We start from the raw sequence: 22,145 nt of genomic DNA, 5'->3' as shown, positions 1-22,145 counted from the left end.
CGCTTACACCTTCGACACAAGAGGACGGCCGAGCAGGCCTTGGGGCCGAAAGACCAGAACGAGAACGAGCAGCGAGAAGCTGAAAACGTCTTTGTAGTCCGAGTTGACCAAACCTGAGAACAGCGACTCGGAGATCCCGAGAATGATCCCGCCGAGCATCGCGCCTGGCAGCGAGCCAATACCGCCGAGCACCGCGGCGGTGAACGCCTTGATACCGATGATGAAGCCGGCATAGAAGTCGAACGTGCCGTAGTTCATGGTGATCAGCACGCCGGCCAGGGCCGCCATCGCTGCACCGATGATGAACACGTAGGAAATCACGCGGTCGGTGTTGATCCCCAGGATCGAGGCCATCTTGCGGTCTTGCTGGGTGGCGCGGCACATGCGGCCGAGCTTGGTGTACTTGATGATGTAGGTCAGCAGAGCCATGCCGGCGAAGGCGGCAATCAGGATAAACACCTTGGTGTAGGTCAACTGCACGAAGCCGGTGCCGATTTCGACGCGCCAGGCGCCTGTCAGCAAGGTCGGAACGCCTTGTTGCTTGGCGCCTTGGGCGATCTGGGCATAGTTTTGCAGGATCAGCGAAATCCCGATGGCGCTGATCAGCGGTGCCAGTCGGGTGGAGTTTCGCAGGGGTTTATAGGCGACGCGCTCAATGACCCAGCCATACACCGCCGTGACCACGATGGTGAAGATCAAGGTGCCGAGCATCAGTAGCGGGAAGGATTCAATACCGAAGTATGCCAGCAGAGCCAGACTGATTGCCGCGAGGTAAGCGGAAATCATGTAAACCTCGCCGTGGGCGAAGTTGATCATGCCGATGATGCCATAGACCATTGTGTAGCCGATGGCGATCAGGCCATAGACCGACCCGAGGGTCAGGCCGTTGACCAGTTGCTGCAGGAAAATACCATCCATAACGCAATCTCACGCATTTGAGAGACTGCACAGAAGCCGGGTGCGACGGACCGGGGTTCAGCCGCCGGCGCAACTCGGTTGTGTGCAGCTCTACGAGAAAAGACAGACGGGCCTTCTGGCGGATACCAGTCAGCTAACTAACGGTGAACGCAATCTTTGTGGCGAGGGAGCTTGCTCCCGCTGGGCCGCGAAGCGTCCCCAAAAACAGGACTGCTACGCAGTCCAACGGGAGCAAGCTCCCTCGCCACAGGCCGTTCACACGTTCATATCACTTCTGTTTTTCCAGCTGGTGGTATTTGCCGTCCTTGTCCCACTGGTAAACCACGTAGTCGGAGACTTTCAGGTCGCCCTTGGCATCCCAGGTCTTCTCGCCCATCACGGTTTTTACCGGATTTTTCTTCAGCCACTCGGCGGCTTTCTCGCCACTGTTGGACTTGGCGCCGTTGAAGGCTGCGGCCAGGGTCTGAACCGAAGCGTAGGCGTACAGGGTGTAGCCCTCAGGCTCGGTACCGGCCTTGCGGAACGCGTCTACCACGGTTTTGCTGTCTGGCAGCAGGCGTGGGTCGGCGCCGAAGGTCATCAGCACGCCGTCTACGAATTGCGGGCCGCCAGCGGTGGTCACCAGTTCGTCGGTCACGATGCCGTCATCGGACATGAACTTGACGTCTTTGAGACCTTGCTCACGCAGTTGACGAACCAGAGGACCGGCTTCCGGGTGCAGACCACCGAAGTAGACGACGTCGGCGCCAGCGCCGCGGATTTTGGTGACGATGGTGCTGAAGTCTTTTTCACCACGGGTCAGGCCTTCATACAGCACCGGCTTCACGCCGCGTTTTTCCAGCTGGGCCTTGGTTGCATCCGCCAGGCCCTGACCGTAGGTGTCCTTGTCGTGCAGGACGACAACTTTTTTGCCCTTGAGCACGTCGACGATGTAGTCGCCGGCCACGATGCCTTGCTGATCGTCACGCCCGCACATACGGAACATGGCACTCAGGCCGCGTTCGGTAACCGCCGGGTTGGTGGAACCAGGGGTGATTGCAATGATGCCCGCTTCGTCGTAGATCTCGGAGGCCGGGATGGTCGACGAGGAGCAGAAGTGACCGACCACGCCGGCGACTTTCTGGTTGGTCAGGTCCTTGGCGACCGTCACAGCCTGTTTCGGTTCGCAGGCGTCATCGCCCTTCACCAGTACGATTTTTTCCCCGTTGACGCCGCCCGCCGCGTTGACCGCGTCGGCTGCAGCCTGTGCACCCTTCATGTACTGCTCGCCAAATGCCGCGTTGGCACCTGTCATCGGACCCGCCACACCGATTTTCACATCAGCCTGTGCAAACGCAGAAACACCCAACGCAGTTGCCACTGCGAGGGCCAGAAAGCCTTTCTTGTAAAACGTCTGGGACATGAGGTGGTGCTCCAAGGTTTTTTTTAGTTGGCACTTCGACTTCTCTGAATGCTCAGAGCAAGTGCCGTGCCATCGGTTTTTTATTCTGAGAAAAGTCGCTGCTTTATTGTTATTTCGACTGTTTCGATCCCATTTTCATTGGGCGTGCAACCGTCTAAACCGCGGAAGGTGAAACCATTTATTTTTAAAGGCGCAACCCGCACGCGCCATCATTGCAACCGCGGCGCCAAACGACGTGCAACCAGCCTGTAACAACGTGCGTCACCGAAGTGCACACTGCTGGTGCGGTACTGCTACAACCCGCACCTTTTACAGGCTAGTCGCTGCGCCGAAAAGCGCCGCTTCCAGCAACAAATTTCAACAATCAAATAACGATCCGCAAGCACTGGCCTGCGTGATACAGCGAGAACCCGGCCTCGTACAGACAACTGCGCAAACCCACCCCTGCCAGTGGCTGCATGGGGGCGAAGGGAATCGGCAGCGCCTGAGGATTTCCGTTACACAGATAATCGGCGAAGGCTTTGCCAACCACCGTCCCCGTCGTCACGCCCCGGCCGTTATAACCGGTGACTGCCACTAAACCGGGCGCCGGCTCGAACAAACGCATCAAGTGGTCGGGGGTAAACGCAATGCAACCGGTCCAGGTGCATTCCCATTCCACGGGTTGGAGGTAGGGGAAATAGTGCTGCTGAACCCGATCCGCCCAAGCCTTTAGAAACCAGGCCGGTTTCTGATTGCCATTGCCGAGACTGCCAAGTAACAGACGACCGTCCTTATCGCGACGAATACTGCTGAGTACCTGGCGAGTGTCCCAGGAACCCTGGCCGCCGGGCAGGATTTGCTGTGCGGCATCTTCAGTCAGTGGGACCGAAGCCACCTGATAGTAATAACCGGGGAAGAAATTGCGCCGCAGCTCGGTCCAGTCGCCTTCGGTGTAAGCGTTGGAGGCAATCACCACTTGCTCGGCGAGCACCGAACCCTGAGCGGTTTGCACCGACCAGCGTTGGCCCTGACGTTCGAGTCGGGTGACCGGAGAATGATCGAACAGCTGACCGCCGAGGCTGATGGCCGCTTTGGCCAGCCCCGTGGTGTAAGCCATCGGGTTGATCGTGCCAGCACGCTTGTCGAGCAACGCGGCAGCGATTTTTTTGGTGCCCGTCGCTTGCTCGCAGGCTTGTCCGGTCAGCAACTCGACCGGCGCGCCGCGACGCTTCCATTGTTCTTCACGACTGCGCAGATCGGCTTCGCCACGGGCGTTGTGCGCCATGTGCAGCGTGCCTTCGCGGCGTAACTGGCAATCGATGTTGTACTTGTCCACAAGGCTGAACACCAGGGACGGTGCCGCGCCCAGCATGCGATTGAGCTGACTGCCGACCGCTTCGCCGAACCCGGCTTCGATCTCGTCCGGTGGAATCCACATCCCGGCATTGACCAGCCCGACGTTGCGCCCCGAACCGCCATGACCGGCGCGATGGGCTTCCAGCACGCAGACCGTTTTACCTTTTTCCAGCAGATGCACCGCCGCCGACAGACCGGTGAAACCGGCACCGATGACGCAAACGTCGACCGTCACTTCGCCCTTGAGCGCCGCGTTGTCAGGCCTTTGCGGCGTCAGTTTTTCCCACAGACACTCTTCGCGTAACGGCATTGCCAGACTCCAACAGAAACCTAACAAACAACAAAGCAAGAGCTTCGCGGGCAAGCCTCGCTCCTACAGGTTTAGTGCCGTGTCAAAAAACCGTGGCACACACAATCCTGTAGGAGCGAGGCTTGCCCGCGAAGGGGCCCGTCAGTCGAACGTAATGCCCTGAGCCAACGGCAACTCCAGCGAATAGTTCACGGTGTTGGTCTGACGGCGCATGTAGCCGCGCCATGCATCGGAGCCCGATTCACGACCACCGCCCGTTTCTTTCTCACCCCCAAACGCGCCACCAATTTCCGCGCCGCTCGGGCCGATGTTGACGTTGGCGATGCCGCAGTCGCTGCCCACCGCCGACATGAACTGCTCGGCTTCACGCACGTCGGTGGTGAAGATGCACGAGGACAGACCTTGTGGCACCGAGTTGTTCAAGCGCAGGGCTTCGTCGAAGTCCTTGTAACCGACCACGTAGAGAATCGGCGCGAAGGTTTCGTTGCAGACCACATCGCTCTGCTCCGGCATTTCAACGATGGCCGGCGAAACGTAGTAAGCATTCGGGAATTTGTCTTCCAGCTGGCGTTTGCCGCCGAACACCCGGCCGCCTTCGCTCAAGGCTTGCTCCAGCGCGTCCTGCATGTTTTCGAAGCTGTGCTTGTCGATCAGCGGCCCAATCAGGTTGCCCTCGAGCGGATTGCCGATGCGGACCTTGGAGTAGGCAGCCTTGAGGCGGGTGACGATTTCTTCCTTCACCGACTCATGGGCAATCAGACGACGCAGGGTGGTGCAACGTTGGCCGGCGGTGCCGACGGCGCTGAACAGGATGGCGCGAACAGCCATGTCCAGGTCGGCGCTTGGGCCGAGGATCATGGCGTTGTTGCCGCCCAGTTCCAGAATGCTGCGGGCGAAGCGTGCGGCGATTTTCGGCGCCACTTCACGGCCCATGCGAGTGCTGCCGGTGGCGCTGATCAGCGCGACACGCGGGTCATCGACCAGGGCTTCGCCGGCATCGCGGCCGCCAATGATCACCTGGCTCAGGTGTGGAGGTGCATCGCTGAAGTTCTTCAGTACGCGGTCGAACAGCGCCTGGCAGGCCAGTGCGGTCAGCGGGGTTTTCTCGGACGGTTTCCAGATCACCGGGTTGCCGCAAACCAGCGCCAGCGCAGTGTTCCAGGCCCAGACCGCAACCGGGAAGTTGAACGCACTGATCACACCGACGACGCCCAGCGGGTGCCAGGTTTCGCGCATGTGGTGGCCAGGACGCTCGGAAGCGATGGTCAAACCGTACAACTGACGGGACAGGCCGACGGCGAAGTCGCAGATGTCGATCATTTCCTGAACTTCACCCAGGCCTTCCTGAGTGATCTTGCCCGCTTCCCAGGACACCAGCTCGCCGAGGTCGGCCTTGTATTCGCGCAGGATGTCGCCCAGTTGACGCACCAGTTCGCCACGGCGCGGTGCCGGGACCTTGCGCCACAATTCGAACGCATGATCTGCACGACTGATGTGCTGCTCGACTTCAGCGGCACCTTCCCAGTTCACGGCGGCAATCTGGCTGCCATCGATCGGCGAATGCACCGGCACTTTGCCGTTCTGGTACAGGGCCGGGTTCACACCAAGACGATCAAGCAATGCGGCAACCATGGGTCACTCCTCAAGCAAAAAACAGAAAACGTGCAGCCGGACATTCACGACTGATCAGACCTGTAGTTTTAGCTCCCCGGAGGTTACCCAACAAACGACCTTTAAGAGAGATATCATTCCGTTTATTCATGCTTTGAATTGCTGGCAGTAAAGAAACAAGAAAAAAGGACCGTCCATGCTGAATAAACGCTACTTGCCGTCGATCACTGCACTGCAGTGTTTCGAGGCCGTCACCCGGCATTTGAGCTTCACCCGGGCCGCCGAAGAGCTGAACCTGACCCAGAGCGCCGTCAGCAAACAGGTCGCGCAACTTGAAGAGTTGCTGCAGCACCTGCTGTTTCGCCGGGTGCGCCGACGCCTGCAAATGACCCCGGCCGGTGATTTGTACCTGGTGGAGGTACGAAAAATCCTCACGCAGGTCGAGATGTCGACCCATTACCTGCGTTCTTACGGCGGCGAGACCGAAGTCTTGCGAGTTTCAACGCCTCCGACCTTCGGCGCGCGCTGGCTGGTGCCACGCTTGAAAGGTTGGCGCCTGCGCCATCCCTCGATCCATCTGGACCTGTGCAGCGAGCAGGAAGCCGATGACTTGCTGCAAGGTCGCAGCGACCTGGCGTTCTATTTCGGCCAAGGCTCGCGACCCGGCACCGAATGCCTGAAGCTGTTTGGCGAAGAACTGGTGCCGGTTTGCGCCCCCGGCAGCCTGCCGGACACGCCGTTCACCGATCCTACGCAACTCACCGACCTCGTCCTGCTGCAAAACGCCTCGCGCCCCCAGGCTTGGCACGACTGGTTCGACAGTCAGGGCTACCACACCGAACACAGCTACCACGGCCCGCGCTTCGAAACCTTTTACATGTGCATCCGCGCCGCCCAAGTCGGCTGCGGCGTGGCATTGTTGCCGCGCTTTCTGGTGGAAGAGGAATTGGCCGATGGCAAACTGGTCATACCCTGGCAGCACGCGATGCCCAGCACCGATGCCTATTACCTGGCGTATCCGGAGCATTCGGCGGAAGTGCCGAAAGTGCGGGATTTTGTGAAGTGGATGCTGGAGCAGATTGATAGCCCGGATGCACCGTAGATTTGAAGCCCCGGCTAATCCTTGTGGCGAGGGAGCTTGCTCCCGTTGGGCTGCGCAGCAGTCCTGTATTGGGGCGCTTCGCACCCAGCGGGAGCAAGCTCCCTCGCCACAAGGATATGCACTGTCTAAAAAATCACTGGCAATAACTGCCATTGATATGCGCCACTAGCCCCATTCATTGAAACAGCTGCAACGTCGCTGCCACGGGCCGCGGCCAGCCTGGAGACCCCCCGTTATGAGCGAGAGCGTGTTTGGCGATCGCATCGTGCAGAACCTGCTCGACACCGACTTCTACAAACTGACGATGATGCAGGCAGTGCTGCACAACTACCCGAACGTGGACGTCGAATGGGAGTTTCGTTGCCGTAACAGTGAGGATTTGCGCCCGTACCTGGCGGAGATCCGCTTCCAGATCGAGCGTTTGGCCGAGTTGAGCCTGAGCGCCGACCAGTTGAGCTTCATGGAACGCATCAGCTTCATGAAGCCGGACTTCCTGCGTTTTCTCGGGCTGTTCCGCTTCAACCTGCGCTACGTCCACACCGGCATTGAAAACGGTGAACTGTTCATCCGTCTGCGTGGGCCGTGGCTGCATGTGATCCTGTTTGAAGTGCCGCTGCTGTCCATCGTCAGCGAAGTGCGCAACCGCTATCGCTACCGCGAAATCGTGCTGGAACAAGCCCGCGAGCAGCTCTACCGCAAATTCGACTGGCTCACCGCCAACGCCAGTGCAGACGAATTGTCCGAATTGCAGGTAGCCGATTTCGGCACACGCCGTCGCTTCTCGTACCGTGTGCAGGAAGAAGTGGTGAACGTGCTCAAGCATGATTTCCCCGGGCGTTTCGTCGGCACCAGCAACGTGCACCTGTCACGAGAGCTGGACATGAAACCCTTGGGTACCATGGCCCACGAATGGATCATGGCTCACCAGCAACTCGGTCCACGGATGATCGACAGCCAGATTGCCGCCCTCGATTGCTGGGTCCGCGAGTACCGCGGCCTGCTGGGGATCGCCCTCACCGACTGCATCACCACCGACGCCTTCCTCAACGATTTCGACCTGTATTTCGCCAAGCTTTTTGACGGTTTGCGCCACGATTCCGGCGACCCGGTGATTTGGGCGGAAAAGGCCATTGCTCACTACCACAAACTCGGCATCGACCCGATGAGCAAGACGCTGGTGTTCTCTGACAGCCTGACACTGCCCAAGTCCCTGGAAATATTCCGGGCATTGCGCGGTCGGATCAATGTCAGTTTCGGGATCGGGACTAACCTGACGTGCGATATTCCGGGTGTCGAACCGATGAGCATCGTGCTTAAAATGGCGGCCTGCAACGGTCAGCCCGTGGCAAAGATTTCCGATGAGCCTGGCAAGACTCACTGCAAAGACCCGAATTTCGTCGCCTATTTGCGACACGTTTTCAAAGTACCTGCCGCCCTTTCCAGCACATCTGGCACCACTAGCAAGGAGTGAATTCATGCAAGCCGTACAGCGTGAGATTGCTGAGCAGCTCAACGTTCAACCGCCGTTCGCCGACCATGCCGCCCTTGAGGCCGAAGTCGCCCGACGGGTCAGCTTCATTCAGGACTGCCTGGTCAATTCCGGGCTCAAGACCCTGGTGCTCGGCATCAGCGGCGGCGTCGATTCCCTGACCGCCGGCCTGCTGGCCCAGCGCGCCATGCGTGAACTGCGCGAGCAAACCAGCGACAAAAGCTACAAGTTCATCGCCGTGCGCCTGCCGTACGAAACCCAGTTCGATGAACACGACGCCCAGGCCTCGGTGGATTTCATCGCCCCGGACGAACGTCATACCGTGAACATCGGCCCGGCAGTGAAATCCCTGGCCAATGAAGTGGCGGCCTTCGAAGGCAAGCACGCGGTCTCTGTGGATTTCGTGCTCGGCAACACCAAGGCACGGATGCGCATGGTGGCCCAGTACACCATCGCCGGCGCGGCACAGGGCCTGGTGATCGGTACCGACCATGCGGCAGAAGCGGTGATGGGCTTCTTCACCAAGTTCGGCGATGGCGCCTGCGACCTGGCCCCGTTGAGCGGTCTGGTAAAGAACCAGGTTCGGGATATCGCCCGCAGTTTCGGCGCACCGGAATCGCTGGTCGAAAAAATCCCCACGGCCGACCTTGAAGACCTGTCGCCGGGCAAACCGGACGAAGCGTCCCACGGCGTGACCTACGCCGAGATCGACGCGTTCCTGCACGGCAAGCCGGTGCGGGAGGAGGCGTTCAAGATTATTTGTGATACGTATAAAAAGACTCATCACAAGCGTGTGATGCCGTTCGCGCCTTGAAATTGCTGGTGTCTGTACTGACGCCATCGCGAGCAGGCTCGCTCCCACAAGGACCACGCTGTACCTGTGGGAGCGAGCCTGCTCGCGATGAACGATGACGCGGTCTTTCGTCAGGCATAAAAAAAGCGTCCCGATCGGGACGCTTTTTTTATGTGCTCGAATCGATTACTTCAGCGTAACCGTACCTTTCATCATCGAGATATGGCCCGGGAATGAGCAGAAGAAGCCGTACTTCTCGTTGGCATCGAGCTTCGACACGTCGAAGGTCACCGAGTCGGTTTCCTTGGCACCAATGATTTTGGTGTGGGCGATGACGCGAGCATCACCTTCCGGCAGGTAGCTCTTATCGATGCCAGCGGCCAGGCCAGCGGTGGCGATCGGCTGCATGTCAGCTTCTTTGCTCAGCACCCAGTTATGGCCCATGACGTTTTTCGGCAAGCTGCCGGAGTGGGTCAGTTCAACGGTGAACGTCTTGCAGCTTTTGTCGATTTCGATGGCCTTGGTGTTGAAGGACATCTGATCGGTGGAGTCGACAGTGACCTTGCATTCGGCAGCCATCAGTTGGCTGCTGGCCAGTGTCAGCAGGGATACCGCAACAAGTTTGGCAAACATGGTGAATCTCCAAGGCAGGGTTAACAAAAGTGCGAATGGACAGAAGACTGCCTGAAAACTTCGCAAGTTCCTATGACCTGAATCAAAAATTGTATACAACTTTCGGGCTATGACACCTATCGAAACAATCTACCAGCCAGACGTCTGGCCCGGCCCTATCATCAGGGCGTCATCCCTCATCTGGAGCGCCTGTCATGTCCTTTAACAGCCTGTTACGCAGTTTGCTCGCTGCTTATGCCTGCGGCGCCAGCGGTACATACGAAACACCTGAACGCGAAGTTTAGACCTTGGAGCGCCGCGCGCCTGCCTTTACTCTGTGGCCATCCTGACCATGGAGTAAGGCATGTCTTTAGCGTCCGTTTGTGTATTTTGCGGTGCCAGCACCGGCACCAACCCGGCTTATCGTGAAGCGGCTGTCGCCCTGGGGCGAGCACTGGCCGAGCGCAAGCTGACCCTGGTTTATGGCGGCGGCGCCGTCGGGCTGATGGGCATCGTCGCCGATGCGGCACTGGCGGCCGGCGGTGAAGTAATCGGGATCATCCCGCAAAGCCTCAAAGACAAGGAAATCGGCCACAGCGGCCTGACTCGCCTGGAAGTGGTCGACGGCATGCATGCGCGCAAGGCGCGGATGGCCGAGCTCAGCGACGCATTCATCGCGCTGCCCGGCGGCCTGGGCACTCTGGAAGAACTGTTCGAAGTCTGGACCTGGGGCCAGCTCGGCTACCACGGCAAACCGCTCGGTCTGCTGGAAGTGAACGGTTTCTACAGCAAATTGACCGGTTTTCTTGATCATATCGTCGGCGAAGGCTTCGTTCGCGAAGCGCACCGTGACATGCTGCAAGTGAGCGAATCGCCGCAAACCCTGCTCGATGCCCTGGACGCTTGGCAGCCGACAGTGGTGCCAAAGTGGACAGAGCAAAAACCCAGCTAACGGCTCGGCACCGATACAGGGCAGAATATGCGCCGCTCAACCTCACCTTCGACCCCAGAGGATCGCCCATGGCTAAACCTAATTATTCCTTCGCCAAACGTCAGAGAGACTTGGCCAAGGAGCAGAAGAAAGAGGAAAAGCTTCAGCGCAAGAAAGCTACAGCTGAAGAAGAAGCAGCAGCACTGAACCCGGATGCCGAAGGCGAAGTGGCTACAGACGAAACTGAAGCACCGAAAGATCAGGCGCCCGACGCCTGAGACCCTCAGGGCCCGATGATCTGATCAGGCCCACCGGATCTGTGTCCAGGGTCAGCAGCGACGTTGCTGACCCTCACAGTCCCCTCTGAAAAATCCATCCCGAATTTATGCACATTCCCCTGAGGGAGCGAGCTTTGTGGCGAGGGGATATTTGTCAGTCCAGTGGCATCACGGTGACGCGGACTTCGGGGTCGTGGTTACCGCCTCCCAGAATCACCCCACGCAACGGCGAAACATCGGAGAAATCCCGGCCCCAGGCCAAGGTGATGTGTTCCAGCGCCGGCTGCACATTGTTGGTCGGATCGAAATCGACCCAGCCCAGTACCGGGCAAAACACTGAAACCCAGGCATGGGACGCATCGGCGCCGATCAATCGCGGCTGGCCGGGCGGCGGCTGGGTCAGCAGGTAGCCACTGATGTAACGCGCCGCCAGTCCACGGGAGCGCACGCAAGCGAGCATCAGGTGAGCAAAGTCCTGACAAACCCCGCGTCGACGTTCCAGTACCTCCACCAGCGGCGTCGCCACTTGGGTCGCTTCGGCGTCGAAGGTGAATTCACTGAAAATCTTCTCCATCAATGCCTGGACGCCCAGCAACAACGGCCGCCCCGATGGAAAACAGCTTTCCGAGAATTCGACAAAATTGCGTTTCAAATGCACGTAGGGCGATTCGAACCGGTAACGGCACGCTTCCAGCAACTCAGGGGAAAGCGGCTGACTGTTGTAGGTCAGCGCATTGCGGGTTTCTTCCCACGCAGGGGATTGATTGAAATCCAGCGCTGGCCGGGCCAGCACCTCGACAGTGAGCCGAGCATTGACCAGCAATTCATCGTGCGGCCGCTCAAACGCCAAACGAGTGAGCGGATTGCCAAACACATCAAGTTCATCCCGGCGCGAGGTCGGGTCGGGACTGATCTGCAAGTGTTGCTCGGTGCAACGCTGCCAGGCACAGGCCCGTGGCCACAGGTGCGCGAGTTGCTGGGCCAGGGACACCGGGCTGTCGTAGTGATAATGGGTGTCGTGGAGAATCTGGTAATGGGCGCTCATCAGACGGACACCGTGCGCTGGCTGACATCATCGACATGGGCGAAATGGCGCAAGGCCAGGCGATCCGACACTTGTCCGCTGGCATCGGCGATCTCTTGGAGCAAATCGGCCAGACCGTTGATGGCGGCGCGGACGCTGGCTTCGCCGAACAGCGAATTCTCCAGGCAGCCCAGATCGAAACGCGCCAAGCGCTCCACCAATTGCGGCAGACCCGCTTCGCGAGGCGCACCAAAATCATCGTTTAAGCGTTTCAGTGTGCGGGTCACCAGTTTCAACTGGAACAGCACCGCGTGAGGGTTTTGCTCGTCGAGCAGCAAAAGATCGAGCACCGGAATCAACTGCGCCACCGCCAGGTACCGCGAGCGGTAAGTAATGCTGCTGTTGCCCAGTTCCAGCAGCCATTCCAGCCCGGCCTGATCGAAAGCACCGGCACCGCGCAGAAACGCCGCCAGGCTGGCACTGAGAAATTGCAGGCGCTCGATCCGCCGGCCAATCATCAGGAAACGCCAGCCTTCATCCCGGGTCATGTCGTCCAGGGCAAAACCGGACAGCGCCGCCAGGGACATCACCAATCGGTTGAGGAAATCCAGCAACTCGCCGAAATCCGGTTCTTCGGTTTCCAGTTCCATGGCTTCGCGCTGCAACTCCACCAGCGCCTGCCAGTTTTCCCGCGAGAGCTTGCCGCGCACTTGCGAGGCCGCCCACTGCAAGCGCTGCAGGTTGGAGCGCAGGCTGAAGGGCCAATCATCGCCGAGTAGCGCGGCCAACAGTCGCTCGGGCAACTCGCCTTCGTCTGGCAACAGATTCAGGCGCTCGCCGAGATCGACCGCCGCTTCCAGGGCCTGCGGATCATCGCCATCGACGTAGCGCGCCAGCATGATCCGCAGCAGTCGCGCGCTGTCATCACAACGCTCGCAATAGCGGCCAAACCAGAACAGGTTCTCGACCACCCGCGATGGCAGGTACGGATCTCGTCGAACAAGGTCATGCACACCAATCGTGCGCTGGGTTTTCCATTGCTCGCCGCTGGGTGGACGATCCCCCAGCACCCAGGTGTCTTTGCTTGCACCGCCGCGCTGCATCGACACCACTTCGGCATCCGCCTCGGCGGCAACCCGGGTCAAACCGCCGGGCAATACCCGATAACCGTCGCGACTGGCCACCGCATACACACGCATTCCGATGGCGCGCGGTTGCAGCTGACCATCCTCGGCCTGCCAGATCGGTGCTTGGGACAATTGCGCCAATTCTTGCGCGACATAGGCATAAGGGCGTGCCTGCATGCGCTCGGCCAAGGCCTGGCGCTGTTTTTCACTCAGATCGCGGCCAAACACGGGGGCGAAGCTTTGCGACGGGAAGGCGGGTTTGATCAGCAACTCGGGCAGTTTCTCTAACGCTTGGGCCAGCACCGGCGCTTCGCCGCACCACCACGTCGCGATGGAGGGAAGGATCAGTTCTTCGCCGAACAGGAATTGATTGATCTTCGGCAGAAAGCCCAGCAACCCCGGCGACTCCAGCACGCCACTGCCGAGGGCGTTGGCCACCAACACCCGCCCCTGCCGCACGGCTTCGAGCAAGCCCGGCACGCCGAGGGCGGAATCGGTACGCAGTTCCAACGGATCGCAGAAGTCGTCGTCGAGCCGTCGCATGATCGCGTGAACCCGACGCAGGCCACTGAGGGTTTTCAGGTACACCGTGGCATCACGCACCGTGAGGTCGCCGCCTTCCACCAGCGGATAACCGAGCTGGCGCGCCAGATAAAGATGTTCGAAATAGCTCTCGTTGAAACGCCCCGGCGTCAGCAGCACGATCAGCGGCACGTCATCATCGCTTGGCGCCTGACGGGCGAGGGTTTCCTGAAGCGTGCGGAAGAACCCGGCCAGGTGCTGCACCTTCAGGTCGCGGTACAACTCGGGAAAAGCCCGGGACACAATGGTGCGGTTTTCCAGCGCATATCCGGCACCGGATGGCGCTTGAGTCCGGTCCGCCGTCACCCACCAGCGGCCATCCGGCGTACGCGCCAGATCGACGGCATACAAATGCAGAAACGCCCCGTCCGGCGGCGTAATGCCCTGACAGGGCCAGAGAAAATTGTTGTGACCGAACACCAGTTCCGCCGGCAGCAACCCTTCGGCAATCAAGCGCTGCGGGCCGTAGAGGTCAGCCAATACGGCGTTCAACAGCCGAGCCCGCTGGGCGATCCCGGCCGATAACTGCTGCCACTCATCCGCAGCAATCACATGCGGCAGCAGGTCGAGTTCCCACGGCCGGTCGGCCCCCTTGGGGTCGGCGTAGACGTTGTAGGTCACGCCGTTTTCCTGGATCTGCCGGGTCAACAGTGCCTGACGCTGCACCAATTGCGCTGGCGTGCTGCGTTGCAATTGGTCGAACAACCGGCGCCAGTGCGGGCGCACGGCGCCGCTGTCGTCGAGCAGTTCGTGATAAGTGCCCGCCGTCAGCGGGTAGCGGTCAAGCAGGTCAGGCATGGAAAGCTCGGCAGACAGCAAAGAACGGTCAGACTATCGCAGGCTCATGACGCTCGGATATACGAAACATCCGAGCGTCGCGTACGGTTTAGAAACGTCGTAAATCGAGTGTCATCGGCAGCTCGTCGTTAATTTGCAGAATCGGTACAGGAAGTTTCCCCGGGCTGTGTCCGATGCGGAAGAAACGCGCCATCCGCCGGCTCTCGGCTTCATTGGCATTCACCGGCAAACTGTCGTAGTTGCGCCCGCCCGGATGGGCGACGTGGTACTGACAGCCACCCAGCGAGCGCTGCATCCAGGTGTCGAGCAGGTCGAACACCAACGGTGCGTGGACCGGGATGGTCGGTTGCAGGCAGTTGGCCGGTTGCCAGGCACGGAAGCGCACGCCAGCGACGAACTCGCCGACCCGTCCGGTCGGCTGCAAGGGCACTGGAACGCCGTTGCACGTCAGCAAATAACGCTGCGGCGTCAGGCCGTTGAGTTTCACTTGCAAGCGCTCCAGAGACGAATCCACGTAGCGCACCGTGCCGCCGACCGCGCCCTCCTCACCCAGCACATGCCAAGGCTCCAGCGCCTGGCGCACTTCGAGCTCGATGCCGCTGACGGCGTAATCGCCGACCTTGGGAAAACGGAATTCCAGGTGCGCAGCAAACCACTCCGCCCGCACGGGGTAGCCGGCGGCATTGAGATCGACAATCACATCCGCGAAGTCCTGTTCGATAAAGTGTGGCAACAGGAATCGGTCATGCAGCTCTGTGCCCCAGCGCGCCAGTTTCGGCGGCGCATATGGCTCGCGCCAGAACCGCGCCACCAGCGCCCGCAGCAACAACTGCTGCGCCAGACTCATGCGCGCATGCGGCGGCATTTCAAAGGCGCGCAATTCGAGCAATCCAAGACGCCCCGTCGCGCCATCGGGCGAATAAAGTTTGTCGATGCAGAACTCGGCGCGGTGCGTGTTGCCGGTCACGTCGATCAGCAAGTTGCGCAGCAACCGGTCGACCAGCCATGGCGCGCACTCCTCGCCCGGCTCTGGCATTTGGGAGAAGGCGATTTCCAGTTCGTACAACGCATCGTTGCGCGCTTCATCGACACGCGGCGCCTGGGACGTCGGGCCGATGAACAGTCCGGAAAACAAGTAGGACAAGGACGGGTGGTTATGCCAATAACTGATCAGGCTGCGCAGCAGATCGGGACGGCGCAGAAACGGTGAGTCAGCCGGCGTCGCGCCACCCAGTACGAAATGGTTACCGCCGCCCGTGCCGGTGTGCCGGCCGTCGATCATGAATTTCTCGGTGGTCAGTCGGGTCTGGCGTGCTTCTTCGTAGAGAAACTCGGTGCGCTCGACCAGCTCATCCCACGTGGCGGACGGCTGCACGTTGACCTCGATCACGCCCGGATCGGGGGTGATGCGGAAGTTGCTCAGGCGCGGATCGCTCGGCGGCTCGTAGCCTTCCAGCAACACCGGGCAATGCAGTTCCTGAGCCGTGGCCTCGATCGCCGTGACCAGCTCCAGATAATCCTCGACCCGTTCCAGCGGCGGCATGAACAGGTACAACCGGCCTTCCCGAGCCTCGGCGCAGAACGCAGTGCGGGTCAGCCAATCGGCGGATTCATCGACCTCCAGATCCCGCTCAATCGCTTCGGCGGGTGCGCCCGGACTGTTCAACTGCTGAGTGTCGGGAAGCGCGGGAAATTCCTGGTTGGGGTCGTTCGGGTAGATAAACGGATACTCGGCTGCTTTCACCCAGGGCTGCGACCCCAGCGGCAAGCGATAACCCAGCGGCGAATCCCCCGGCACCAGTCGACAATGGTCGTCACGCAGATACCAGCGACCGCTTTGCCATTGATCGCCCTTGGCGGTGCGCGCCAGCGGCAGGACCTGGCCGATCACCTTGTCCAGCCCCTGACTGAAGACTTTACGCAGACGCGCCCGCTCCAACGGTTCTTCGAGACGTGAATCTTCGGCGCTGACGTTCTGCGGCAAAGTCCCTTCGCGCCAGAGGTAATAGAAATTGTCTTCGTAGGCCGGAAAAACAAAGCGCGTCGGAATTTTCAGGCGTTCGGCGACACTCGACAGAAAACGCCCGGCCAGCTCACCGTCGGCGCCGTAGTCTTCTTGCTCATCGGCGATCAGCGCGCTGTTGTGCCAGATCGGCACGCCATCGCGGCGCCAGTAACAATTGAGCGACCAGCGTGGCAGTTGCTCGCCGGGGTACCACTTGCCCTGACCGAAATGCACCAGGCCCTTGGGCGCGTAGTGTTTGCGCATGCGCTGGAACAGCTCTGCGGATAGCCGACGCTTGTCCGGCCCGAGCGCGGCGGTGTTCCACTCGGCGCCGTCCGGGTCATCGATGGAAACGAAGGTCGGCTCGCCGCCCATGGTCAGGCGCACGTCGCCTTCCAGCAAGTCGGCATCGATCTGCCGGCCCAGCGCCTGGATCGCCAGCCACTGGTCTTCGGTGTAGGGCTTGGTGACCCGCGGCGCTTCCCAAATCCGCTCCACGGACATTTCGTGGGTGAATTCGCACTCGCACGGTTCCACCAAGCCACTGATCGGTGCCGCAGAGCCCGGATCGGGACTGCACGCCAACGGAATGTGTCCTTCACCGGCAAACAGCCCCGAGGTCGCGTCCAGGCCGATCCAGCCGGCACCGGGCAAGTAGACCTCGCACCAGGCGTGCAGGTCGGTGAAGTCGACTTCGGTGCCCGAAGGGCCGTCGAGGCTTTTGACGTCGGCGGTAAGTTGAATCAGGTAGCCGGAGACGAAACGCGCCGCCAGCCCGAGGTTGCGCAGCAATTGCACCAGCAACCACGCCGAGTCGCGGCAGGAACCGGAAGCCTGTTCAAGGGTGTGCTCGGGCGTTTGCACCCCCGGCTCCATGCGGATCAGGTAGCCGATGTCTTCGCTCAGGCGCTGATTGAGCGCCACCAGAAAATCCACGCTCGGCAGCGGCGTGCGGTCGATGCCGTCCAGATAGGCCTTGAACGTCGGCGTCAGGGGCAAGGTTTCCAGGTACGGCGCCAGTTCTTTGCGCTCGTCCGCGGCGTAAGTGAAAGGGATCTTTTCCGCGTAGGGCTCAAGGAAAAAGTCGAACGGATTGAAGACCGCCATCTCCGCCAGCAAATCGACCTCGATCCGCAGTTCATCGGTTTTCTCCGGAAACACCAACCGCGCCAGGTAGTTGCCCTGGGGGTCCTGCTGCCAGTTGATGAAATGCTGCTCGGGGGAAACTTTCAGCGCATAGGACAGAATCCGCGTGCGACTGTGGGCGGCCGGGCGCAGGCGAACGATCTGCGGACCGAGTTCGACGGCGCGGTCGTAGCGGTAATGCGTGACGTGGTGCAATGCGACATGAATCGACACGGCGTGCCTCCTGCGAGCCTTAAGCGTATTGGAAAGCGCGCAAGACTTATGCCATCCAGCAGCGCTGGCGCTTTCTTCGGTTGCTTGAGGCAGTACAGCACCAAAATCGGGCGATGCGGGAAATTGGTTGGGAGGAGTTGCACGGAAATGTTGCGATCGGGGCCTGTCAGCCAGAATTTGCTGCGGCTGTACCGGCCTCTTCGCGGGCAAGCCTCGCTCCTACAGGTTTTGTGTCGAATCACAATTCCGCGAGCGACACATGACATGTAGGAGCGAGGCTTGCCCGCGAAGAGGCCAGATGCCCCAACACAGCTTCTCGTTCCACTCCCGCGAGGGAACGATCATTTCCCGACATCCACAACGCAAAACGCCAACCCGAAGGTTGGCGTTCTGTTAACAGCACTCAGTGCTTAGCGCGGCACAACCGGCTTGCGCGCAGGCTTCGGCCCTTTACCTTTGGCCGCATCCTTGCGCTCCTTGGCCGCCTGCTGGTTGCGCGCGAATGCCGCCGCCTTGGCCTGTTCACGCTTGTCCCACGGATTGCCGCCATCGCTGGCGCGCGGTGGCAAGCCAGTGTGCTGAGTCAGGATCTTGGTGGTCTTTTCCCCTGCCACTTTATGGCTGCCGGCGGGTGTCGAGTTCTTGCGACGGGCGCTCTGGTAGCTGTCGGTCGCCGGCTGATGCAGCGGGATCAATTGGTTCTTGCCCGGCCCGATCAGGTCGGCGCGGCCCATTCGGGTCAGCGCTTCACGCAGCATCGGCCAACCTTTCGGGTCGTGATAACGCAAGAACGCCTTGTGCAGACGACGTTGCTCTTCGCTCTTGACGATGGTCACGCCGTCGCTCTTGTAAGTGACCTTACGCAGCGGGTTCTTGCCCGAGTGGTACATCGCGGTGGCCGTGGCCATCGGCGACGGGTAGAACGCCTGCACCTGATCGGCACGGAAACCATTGCCCTTGAGCCAAAGGGCCAGGTTCATCATGTCTTCGTCGGTGGTGCCCGGGTGGGCGGCGATGAAGTACGGAATCAGGTACTGCTCTTTCCCGGCTTCCTTGGTGTACTTCTCGAACATGCGCTTGAACTTGTCATAGCTGCCGATGCCCGGTTTCATCATCTGGTTGAGCGGACCTTCCTCGGTGTGTTCCGGGGCGATCTTCAGGTAACCACCGACGTGGTGCGTCACCAGTTCCTTGACGTATTCCGGCGACTCGACCGCGAGGTCGTAACGCAGGCCGGACGCGATCAGGATCTTTTTCACACCCGGCAACGCACGGGCGCTGCGATACAGCTGGATCAGCGACGAGTGATCGGTGTTCAGATTCGGGCAGATGCCGGGGAACACGCACGACGGCTTGCGGCACGCGGATTCGATTTCCGGGGTCTTGCAGGCAATGCGGTACATGTTCGCGGTCGGGCCGCCGAGGTCGGAAATGACGCCGGTGAAGCCTGGCACCTTGTCGCGGATCTCTTCGATTTCGCGAATGATCGACTCTTCGGAACGGTTCTGGATGATCCGGCCTTCATGCTCTGTGATCGAGCAGAATGTGCAGCCGCCGAAGCAGCCCCGCATGATGTTCACCGAGAAGCGGATCATGTCGTAGGCCGGGATTTTTTCCTTGCCGTACGCCGGGTGCGGGACTCGTGCGTAAGGCATGCCGAACACGTAGTCCATTTCTTCGGTGGTCATCGGAATCGGCGGTGGGTTGAACCAGACGTCGACTTCGCCGTGCTTCTGCACCAGCGCACGGGCGTTGCCCGGGTTGGTTTCCAGGTGGAGCACGCGGTTGGCGTGGGCATAAAGCACCGCGTCGCCGCGGACCTTTTCAACCGACGGCAGACGAATCACGGTCTTGTCGCGGGTCATTTTCGGGCTGGCCAGAATCTGCACGACCTTCGCTTCGCTCGGATCCTCTGCACTTGAAAAAGTCGCACCCTTTTCCTGCTCGATGGTGCAAGCCGCAGTGTCCTGGGTGTTCACGTACGGGTTGATGATCTTGTCGACCTTGCCCGGACGGTCGATACGCGTGGAATCGACTTCGTACCAGTCTTTCGGCGTATCGCGACGGATAAACGCCGTGCCGCGCACATCGGTGATGTCTTCGATCTTGTGACCGTAGGACAGGCGCTGGGCAACTTCGACGATCGCACGCTCGGCGTTGCCGTAGAGCAGGATGTCGGCACAGGCATCGATCAGGATCGAGTTGCGCACCCGGTCCTGCCAGTAATCGTAGTGGGCTATGCGGCGCAGGGAAGCTTCGATGCCACCGAGCACGATCGGCACGTCCTTGTAGGCTTCCTTGCAGCGCTGGCTGTAAACCAGGCTCGCGCGGTCCGGACGTTTGCCCGCCATGCCGCCGGGGGTGTAGGCGTCGTCGGAACGAATTTTCTTGTCGGCGGTGTAGCGGTTGATCATCGAATCCATGTTGCCGGCCGCGACGCCGAAAAACAGGTTCGGCTCGCCGAGCTTCATGAAATCGTCTTTGGACTGCCAGTTTGGCTGGGCAATGATCCCGACGCGAAAGCCTTGCGACTCCAGCAGCCGGCCGATGATTGCCATACCGAAAGACGGGTGATCGACGTACGCATCACCGGTGACGATGATGATGTCGCAGGAATCCCAGCCAAGCTGATCCATCTCCTCCCTGCTCATCGGCAGGAATGGCGCGGGACCGAAACATTCGGCCCAGTACTTGGGATAGTCAAATAACGGCTTGGCTGTTTGCATGACGATGACCGGTGTTGAGATGAAAAATCGCGGGCGCGGAATATAGCACAAAAAATAACCAATTCCGACGGCTATGGTCGGAAATCGCGCAGACGTTTGTTTGAAGGCCTGAAGGCAGCATAGCCTTCTGTGGCGAGGGAGCTTGCTCCCGCTGGGCTGCGAAGCGGCCCCAAAACCTGTGACCGAATTTCATCGGGCAGAACGAATTCTCTGACTTTACGACTGCTTCGCAGCCGAGCGGGAGCAAGCTCCCTCGCCACAAAAGCTTCCTCGCAACAGGATCCGGCAGGATTACTCGTCGTCGAAGTTGTAGCTGCCCGGCGCGAGGTTTTCGAAGCGAGTGTACTTGCCGATGAACGCCAGTCGCGACGTACCGATCGGGCCGTTCCGCTGCTTGCCGATGATGATTTCGGCGATGCCTTTGTGCTCGGTTTCCGGGTGGTACACCTCGTCCCGGTACACGAACATGATCACGTCGGCATCCTGCTCGATCGCTCCGGACTCCCGGAGGTCGGAGTTGATCGGGCGTTTGTTCGGTCGCTGCTCCAGGGAGCGGTTGAGCTGAGACAACGCCACCACCGGGCAGTTGAATTCCTTGGCCAGGGCTTTCAAGGAACGGGAGATCTCGGAAATCTCGTTGGTCCGGTTGTCGCCGCCCGAACCCGGGATCTGCATCAACTGCAAGTAGTCGATCATGATCAGGCCGACATCGCCGTGCTCACGTACTAAACGCCGGGTCCGCGCGCGCATTTCCGAAGGGCTGATGCCCGCCGTATCGTCGATGAACAGCTTGCGATCGTTGAGCAGGTTGACCGCCGAGGTCAGGCGCGGCCAATCGTCGTCTTCCAGGCGACCGGCGCGGACCTTGGTCTGGTCGATACGACCGAGGGACGACAGCATACGCATGATCAGCGATTCGCCTGGCATCTCCAGCGAGTAAACCAGTACGCACTTGTCACTGCGCAACACGGCGTTTTCCACCAGGTTCATCGCAAAGGTGGTTTTACCCATGGATGGACGGCCGGCGACGATGATCAGGTCGGACGGTTGCAGGCCGCTGGTCATCCCGTCGAGGTCGGTGTAACCAGTCGACAGGCCAGTGATGGCGTTGTCGGTGTTGAACAAGGTGTCGATGCGATCGATAGCCTTGGTCAGCAGGTCATTCACGCTCACCGGGCCGCCGGTTTTTGGCCGGGCCTCGGCGATCTGGAAGATCTGCCGTTCGGCTTCATCGAGGATCTCTTCAGCCGTGCGGCCTTCCGGGTTGAAAGCGCTGTCGGCAATCTCGGTGGCGATGCCGATCAACTGACGCAACGTCGCCCGAGCGCGGACGATCTGCGCATATGCCTTGATGTTGGCGACGGACGGCGTGTTTTTTGCCAACTCACCCAGGTAACCGAGGCCGCCGACTTGCGACGTCTGACCTTCCTTGTCCAATTGCTCGGCAAGGGTCACGACATCGATGGGGGAGTTCAGATCGGCGAGCTTGGCGATCGCGCGGAAGATCAAGCGGTGGTCATGTCGATAGAAATCGCCGTCCGACACTTGATCCAGCACGCGTTCCCAGGCGTTATTGTCCAGCATCAAACCACCGAGCACGGCCTGTTCGGCCTCGATGGAATGCGGCGGCACCTTCAGGGCAGCGGTTTGCAGATCGTATTGCTCGGGAGCGGAGATATCGTTCATGGCCACTTGGAATTAGGGGGGATCAGAAAGACAAAGGGCACGACCTGTAAACAG

15 protein-coding genes are annotated in these 22,145 nt (G+C 60.2%); 5 read left to right on the top strand and 10 right to left on the bottom strand.

Going from position 1 to position 22,145, the window contains the following annotated elements; genetic code table 11:
- Positions 1–3: 3 nt before the first annotated feature.
- The 4 genes from ACA070_RS02730 to amaB form a co-directional block, all read right to left on the bottom strand.
- The gene (locus tag ACA070_RS02730) at positions 4–918 is read right to left on the bottom strand and encodes an ABC transporter permease subunit (RefSeq protein ID WP_010464150.1); all 915 of its coding nucleotides are present in this window, start codon (positions 916–918) and stop codon (positions 4–6) included.
- Positions 919–1,186: 268 nt separating this feature from the next.
- Positions 1,187–2,320 (bottom strand): ABC transporter substrate-binding protein, encoded by a 1,134-nt coding sequence (locus ACA070_RS02725; RefSeq protein ID WP_497449935.1) that lies wholly within the window; start codon positions 2,318–2,320, stop codon positions 1,187–1,189.
- Positions 2,321–2,684: 364 nt separating this feature from the next.
- Positions 2,685–3,968 (bottom strand): L-pipecolate oxidase, encoded by a 1,284-nt coding sequence (gene amaA / locus ACA070_RS02720; RefSeq protein WP_497449934.1) that lies wholly within the window; start codon positions 3,966–3,968, stop codon positions 2,685–2,687.
- Between the two features lie 141 nt (positions 3,969–4,109).
- Positions 4,110–5,600, bottom strand: coding sequence for an L-piperidine-6-carboxylate dehydrogenase (gene amaB, locus ACA070_RS02715; protein ID WP_497449933.1), 1,491 nt, complete (start codon positions 5,598–5,600; stop codon positions 4,110–4,112).
- Positions 5,601–5,775: 175 nt separating this feature from the next.
- Between amaB and ACA070_RS02710 the strand changes: the two genes are divergently transcribed.
- From ACA070_RS02710 to nadE, 3 genes are all read left to right on the top strand, one after another.
- Positions 5,776–6,681 carry a LysR family transcriptional regulator gene (locus ACA070_RS02710; RefSeq protein WP_438660606.1) on the top strand — a complete coding sequence of 302 codons (906 nt, stop codon included), beginning with the start codon at positions 5,776–5,778 and terminating at the stop codon, positions 6,679–6,681.
- Positions 6,682–6,916: 235 nt separating this feature from the next.
- Positions 6,917–8,152, top strand: a complete 1,236-nt coding sequence (gene pncB, locus ACA070_RS02705; protein WP_497449932.1) for a nicotinate phosphoribosyltransferase — start codon at positions 6,917–6,919, stop codon at positions 8,150–8,152.
- A gap of 4 nt (positions 8,153–8,156) precedes the next feature.
- On the top strand, positions 8,157–8,984 hold the full coding sequence (gene nadE, locus ACA070_RS02700; protein ID WP_497449931.1) for an NAD(+) synthase: 828 nt from the start codon (positions 8,157–8,159) through the stop codon (positions 8,982–8,984).
- Between the two features lie 165 nt (positions 8,985–9,149).
- Here nadE and azu read toward each other — a convergent pair whose 3' ends face one another.
- Positions 9,150–9,596: an azurin gene (gene azu, locus ACA070_RS02695; protein ID WP_497449930.1), complete on the bottom strand. Its 447-nt coding sequence runs from the start codon at positions 9,594–9,596 to the stop codon at positions 9,150–9,152.
- Between the two features lie 343 nt (positions 9,597–9,939).
- Here azu and ACA070_RS02690 point away from each other — a divergent pair, with 343 nt between their 5' ends.
- Together ACA070_RS02690 and ACA070_RS02685 are read left to right on the top strand one after the other, a co-directional pair.
- Entirely contained in the window at positions 9,940–10,527 is a 588-nt protein-coding gene (locus tag ACA070_RS02690) for a cytokinin riboside 5'-monophosphate phosphoribohydrolase (RefSeq protein WP_128874311.1), read from the top strand.
- A gap of 68 nt (positions 10,528–10,595) precedes the next feature.
- Positions 10,596–10,784: a hypothetical protein gene (locus ACA070_RS02685; protein ID WP_007947526.1), complete on the top strand. Its 189-nt coding sequence runs from the start codon at positions 10,596–10,598 to the stop codon at positions 10,782–10,784.
- Between the two features lie 154 nt (positions 10,785–10,938).
- Here the strand turns inward: ACA070_RS02685 and ACA070_RS02680 are convergent, their stop codons facing one another.
- From ACA070_RS02680 to dnaB, 5 genes are all read right to left on the bottom strand, one after another.
- Positions 10,939–11,829, bottom strand: coding sequence for a transglutaminase family protein (locus tag ACA070_RS02680; RefSeq protein WP_497449929.1), 891 nt, complete (start codon positions 11,827–11,829; stop codon positions 10,939–10,941).
- Complete coding sequence (locus ACA070_RS02675) at positions 11,829–14,315, bottom strand: circularly permuted type 2 ATP-grasp protein (protein ID WP_497449928.1); 2,487 nt, start codon at positions 14,313–14,315, stop codon at positions 11,829–11,831. Before ACA070_RS02675 ends, ACA070_RS02680 begins: the two co-directional genes overlap by 1 nt.
- 88 nt (positions 14,316–14,403) lie before the next feature.
- Positions 14,404–17,679 (bottom strand): transglutaminase family protein, encoded by a 3,276-nt coding sequence (locus ACA070_RS02670; RefSeq protein ID WP_497449927.1) that lies wholly within the window; start codon positions 17,677–17,679, stop codon positions 14,404–14,406.
- Between the two features lie 410 nt (positions 17,680–18,089).
- On the bottom strand, positions 18,090–20,405 hold the full coding sequence (locus tag ACA070_RS02665) for a YgiQ family radical SAM protein (protein ID WP_497449926.1): 2,316 nt from the start codon (positions 20,403–20,405) through the stop codon (positions 18,090–18,092).
- A gap of 291 nt (positions 20,406–20,696) precedes the next feature.
- Positions 20,697–22,091, bottom strand: a complete 1,395-nt coding sequence (gene dnaB, locus ACA070_RS02660) for a replicative DNA helicase (protein WP_497449925.1) — start codon at positions 22,089–22,091, stop codon at positions 20,697–20,699.
- Between the last annotated feature and the right edge of the window lie 54 nt (positions 22,092–22,145).

Source organism: Pseudomonas sp. LBUM1678 (genome assembly GCF_059695575.1).
This window is presented reverse-complemented; position numbering and strand designations above follow the sequence as displayed.

What these genes read in the sequence shown, in the direction of transcription:
- amaA (WP_497449934.1), bottom strand. Translation starts at nt 3,968, where the DNA reads ATGCCGTTACGCGAAGAGTGTCTGTGGGAAAAACTGACGCCGCAAAGG.
- ACA070_RS02675 (WP_497449928.1), bottom strand. Translation starts at nt 14,315, where the DNA reads ATGCCTGACCTGCTTGACCGCTACCCGCTGACGGCGGGCACTTATCAC.
- ACA070_RS02685 (WP_007947526.1), top strand. Translation starts at nt 10,596, where the DNA reads ATGGCTAAACCTAATTATTCCTTCGCCAAACGTCAGAGAGACTTGGCC.
- nadE (WP_497449931.1), top strand. Translation starts at nt 8,157, where the DNA reads ATGCAAGCCGTACAGCGTGAGATTGCTGAGCAGCTCAACGTTCAACCG.
- ACA070_RS02690 (WP_128874311.1), top strand. Translation starts at nt 9,940, where the DNA reads ATGTCTTTAGCGTCCGTTTGTGTATTTTGCGGTGCCAGCACCGGCACC.
- azu (WP_497449930.1), bottom strand. Translation starts at nt 9,596, where the DNA reads ATGTTTGCCAAACTTGTTGCGGTATCCCTGCTGACACTGGCCAGCAGC.
- ACA070_RS02680 (WP_497449929.1), bottom strand. Translation starts at nt 11,829, where the DNA reads ATGAGCGCCCATTACCAGATTCTCCACGACACCCATTATCACTACGAC.
- ACA070_RS02710 (WP_438660606.1), top strand. Translation starts at nt 5,776, where the DNA reads ATGCTGAATAAACGCTACTTGCCGTCGATCACTGCACTGCAGTGTTTC.
- pncB (WP_497449932.1), top strand. Translation starts at nt 6,917, where the DNA reads ATGAGCGAGAGCGTGTTTGGCGATCGCATCGTGCAGAACCTGCTCGAC.
- ACA070_RS02665 (WP_497449926.1), bottom strand. Translation starts at nt 20,405, where the DNA reads ATGCAAACAGCCAAGCCGTTATTTGACTATCCCAAGTACTGGGCCGAA.
- dnaB (WP_497449925.1), bottom strand. Translation starts at nt 22,091, where the DNA reads ATGAACGATATCTCCGCTCCCGAGCAATACGATCTGCAAACCGCTGCC.
- ACA070_RS02725 (WP_497449935.1), bottom strand. Translation starts at nt 2,320, where the DNA reads ATGTCCCAGACGTTTTACAAGAAAGGCTTTCTGGCCCTCGCAGTGGCA.
- amaB (WP_497449933.1), bottom strand. Translation starts at nt 5,600, where the DNA reads ATGGTTGCCGCATTGCTTGATCGTCTTGGTGTGAACCCGGCCCTGTAC.
- ACA070_RS02730 (WP_010464150.1), bottom strand. Translation starts at nt 918, where the DNA reads ATGGATGGTATTTTCCTGCAGCAACTGGTCAACGGCCTGACCCTCGGG.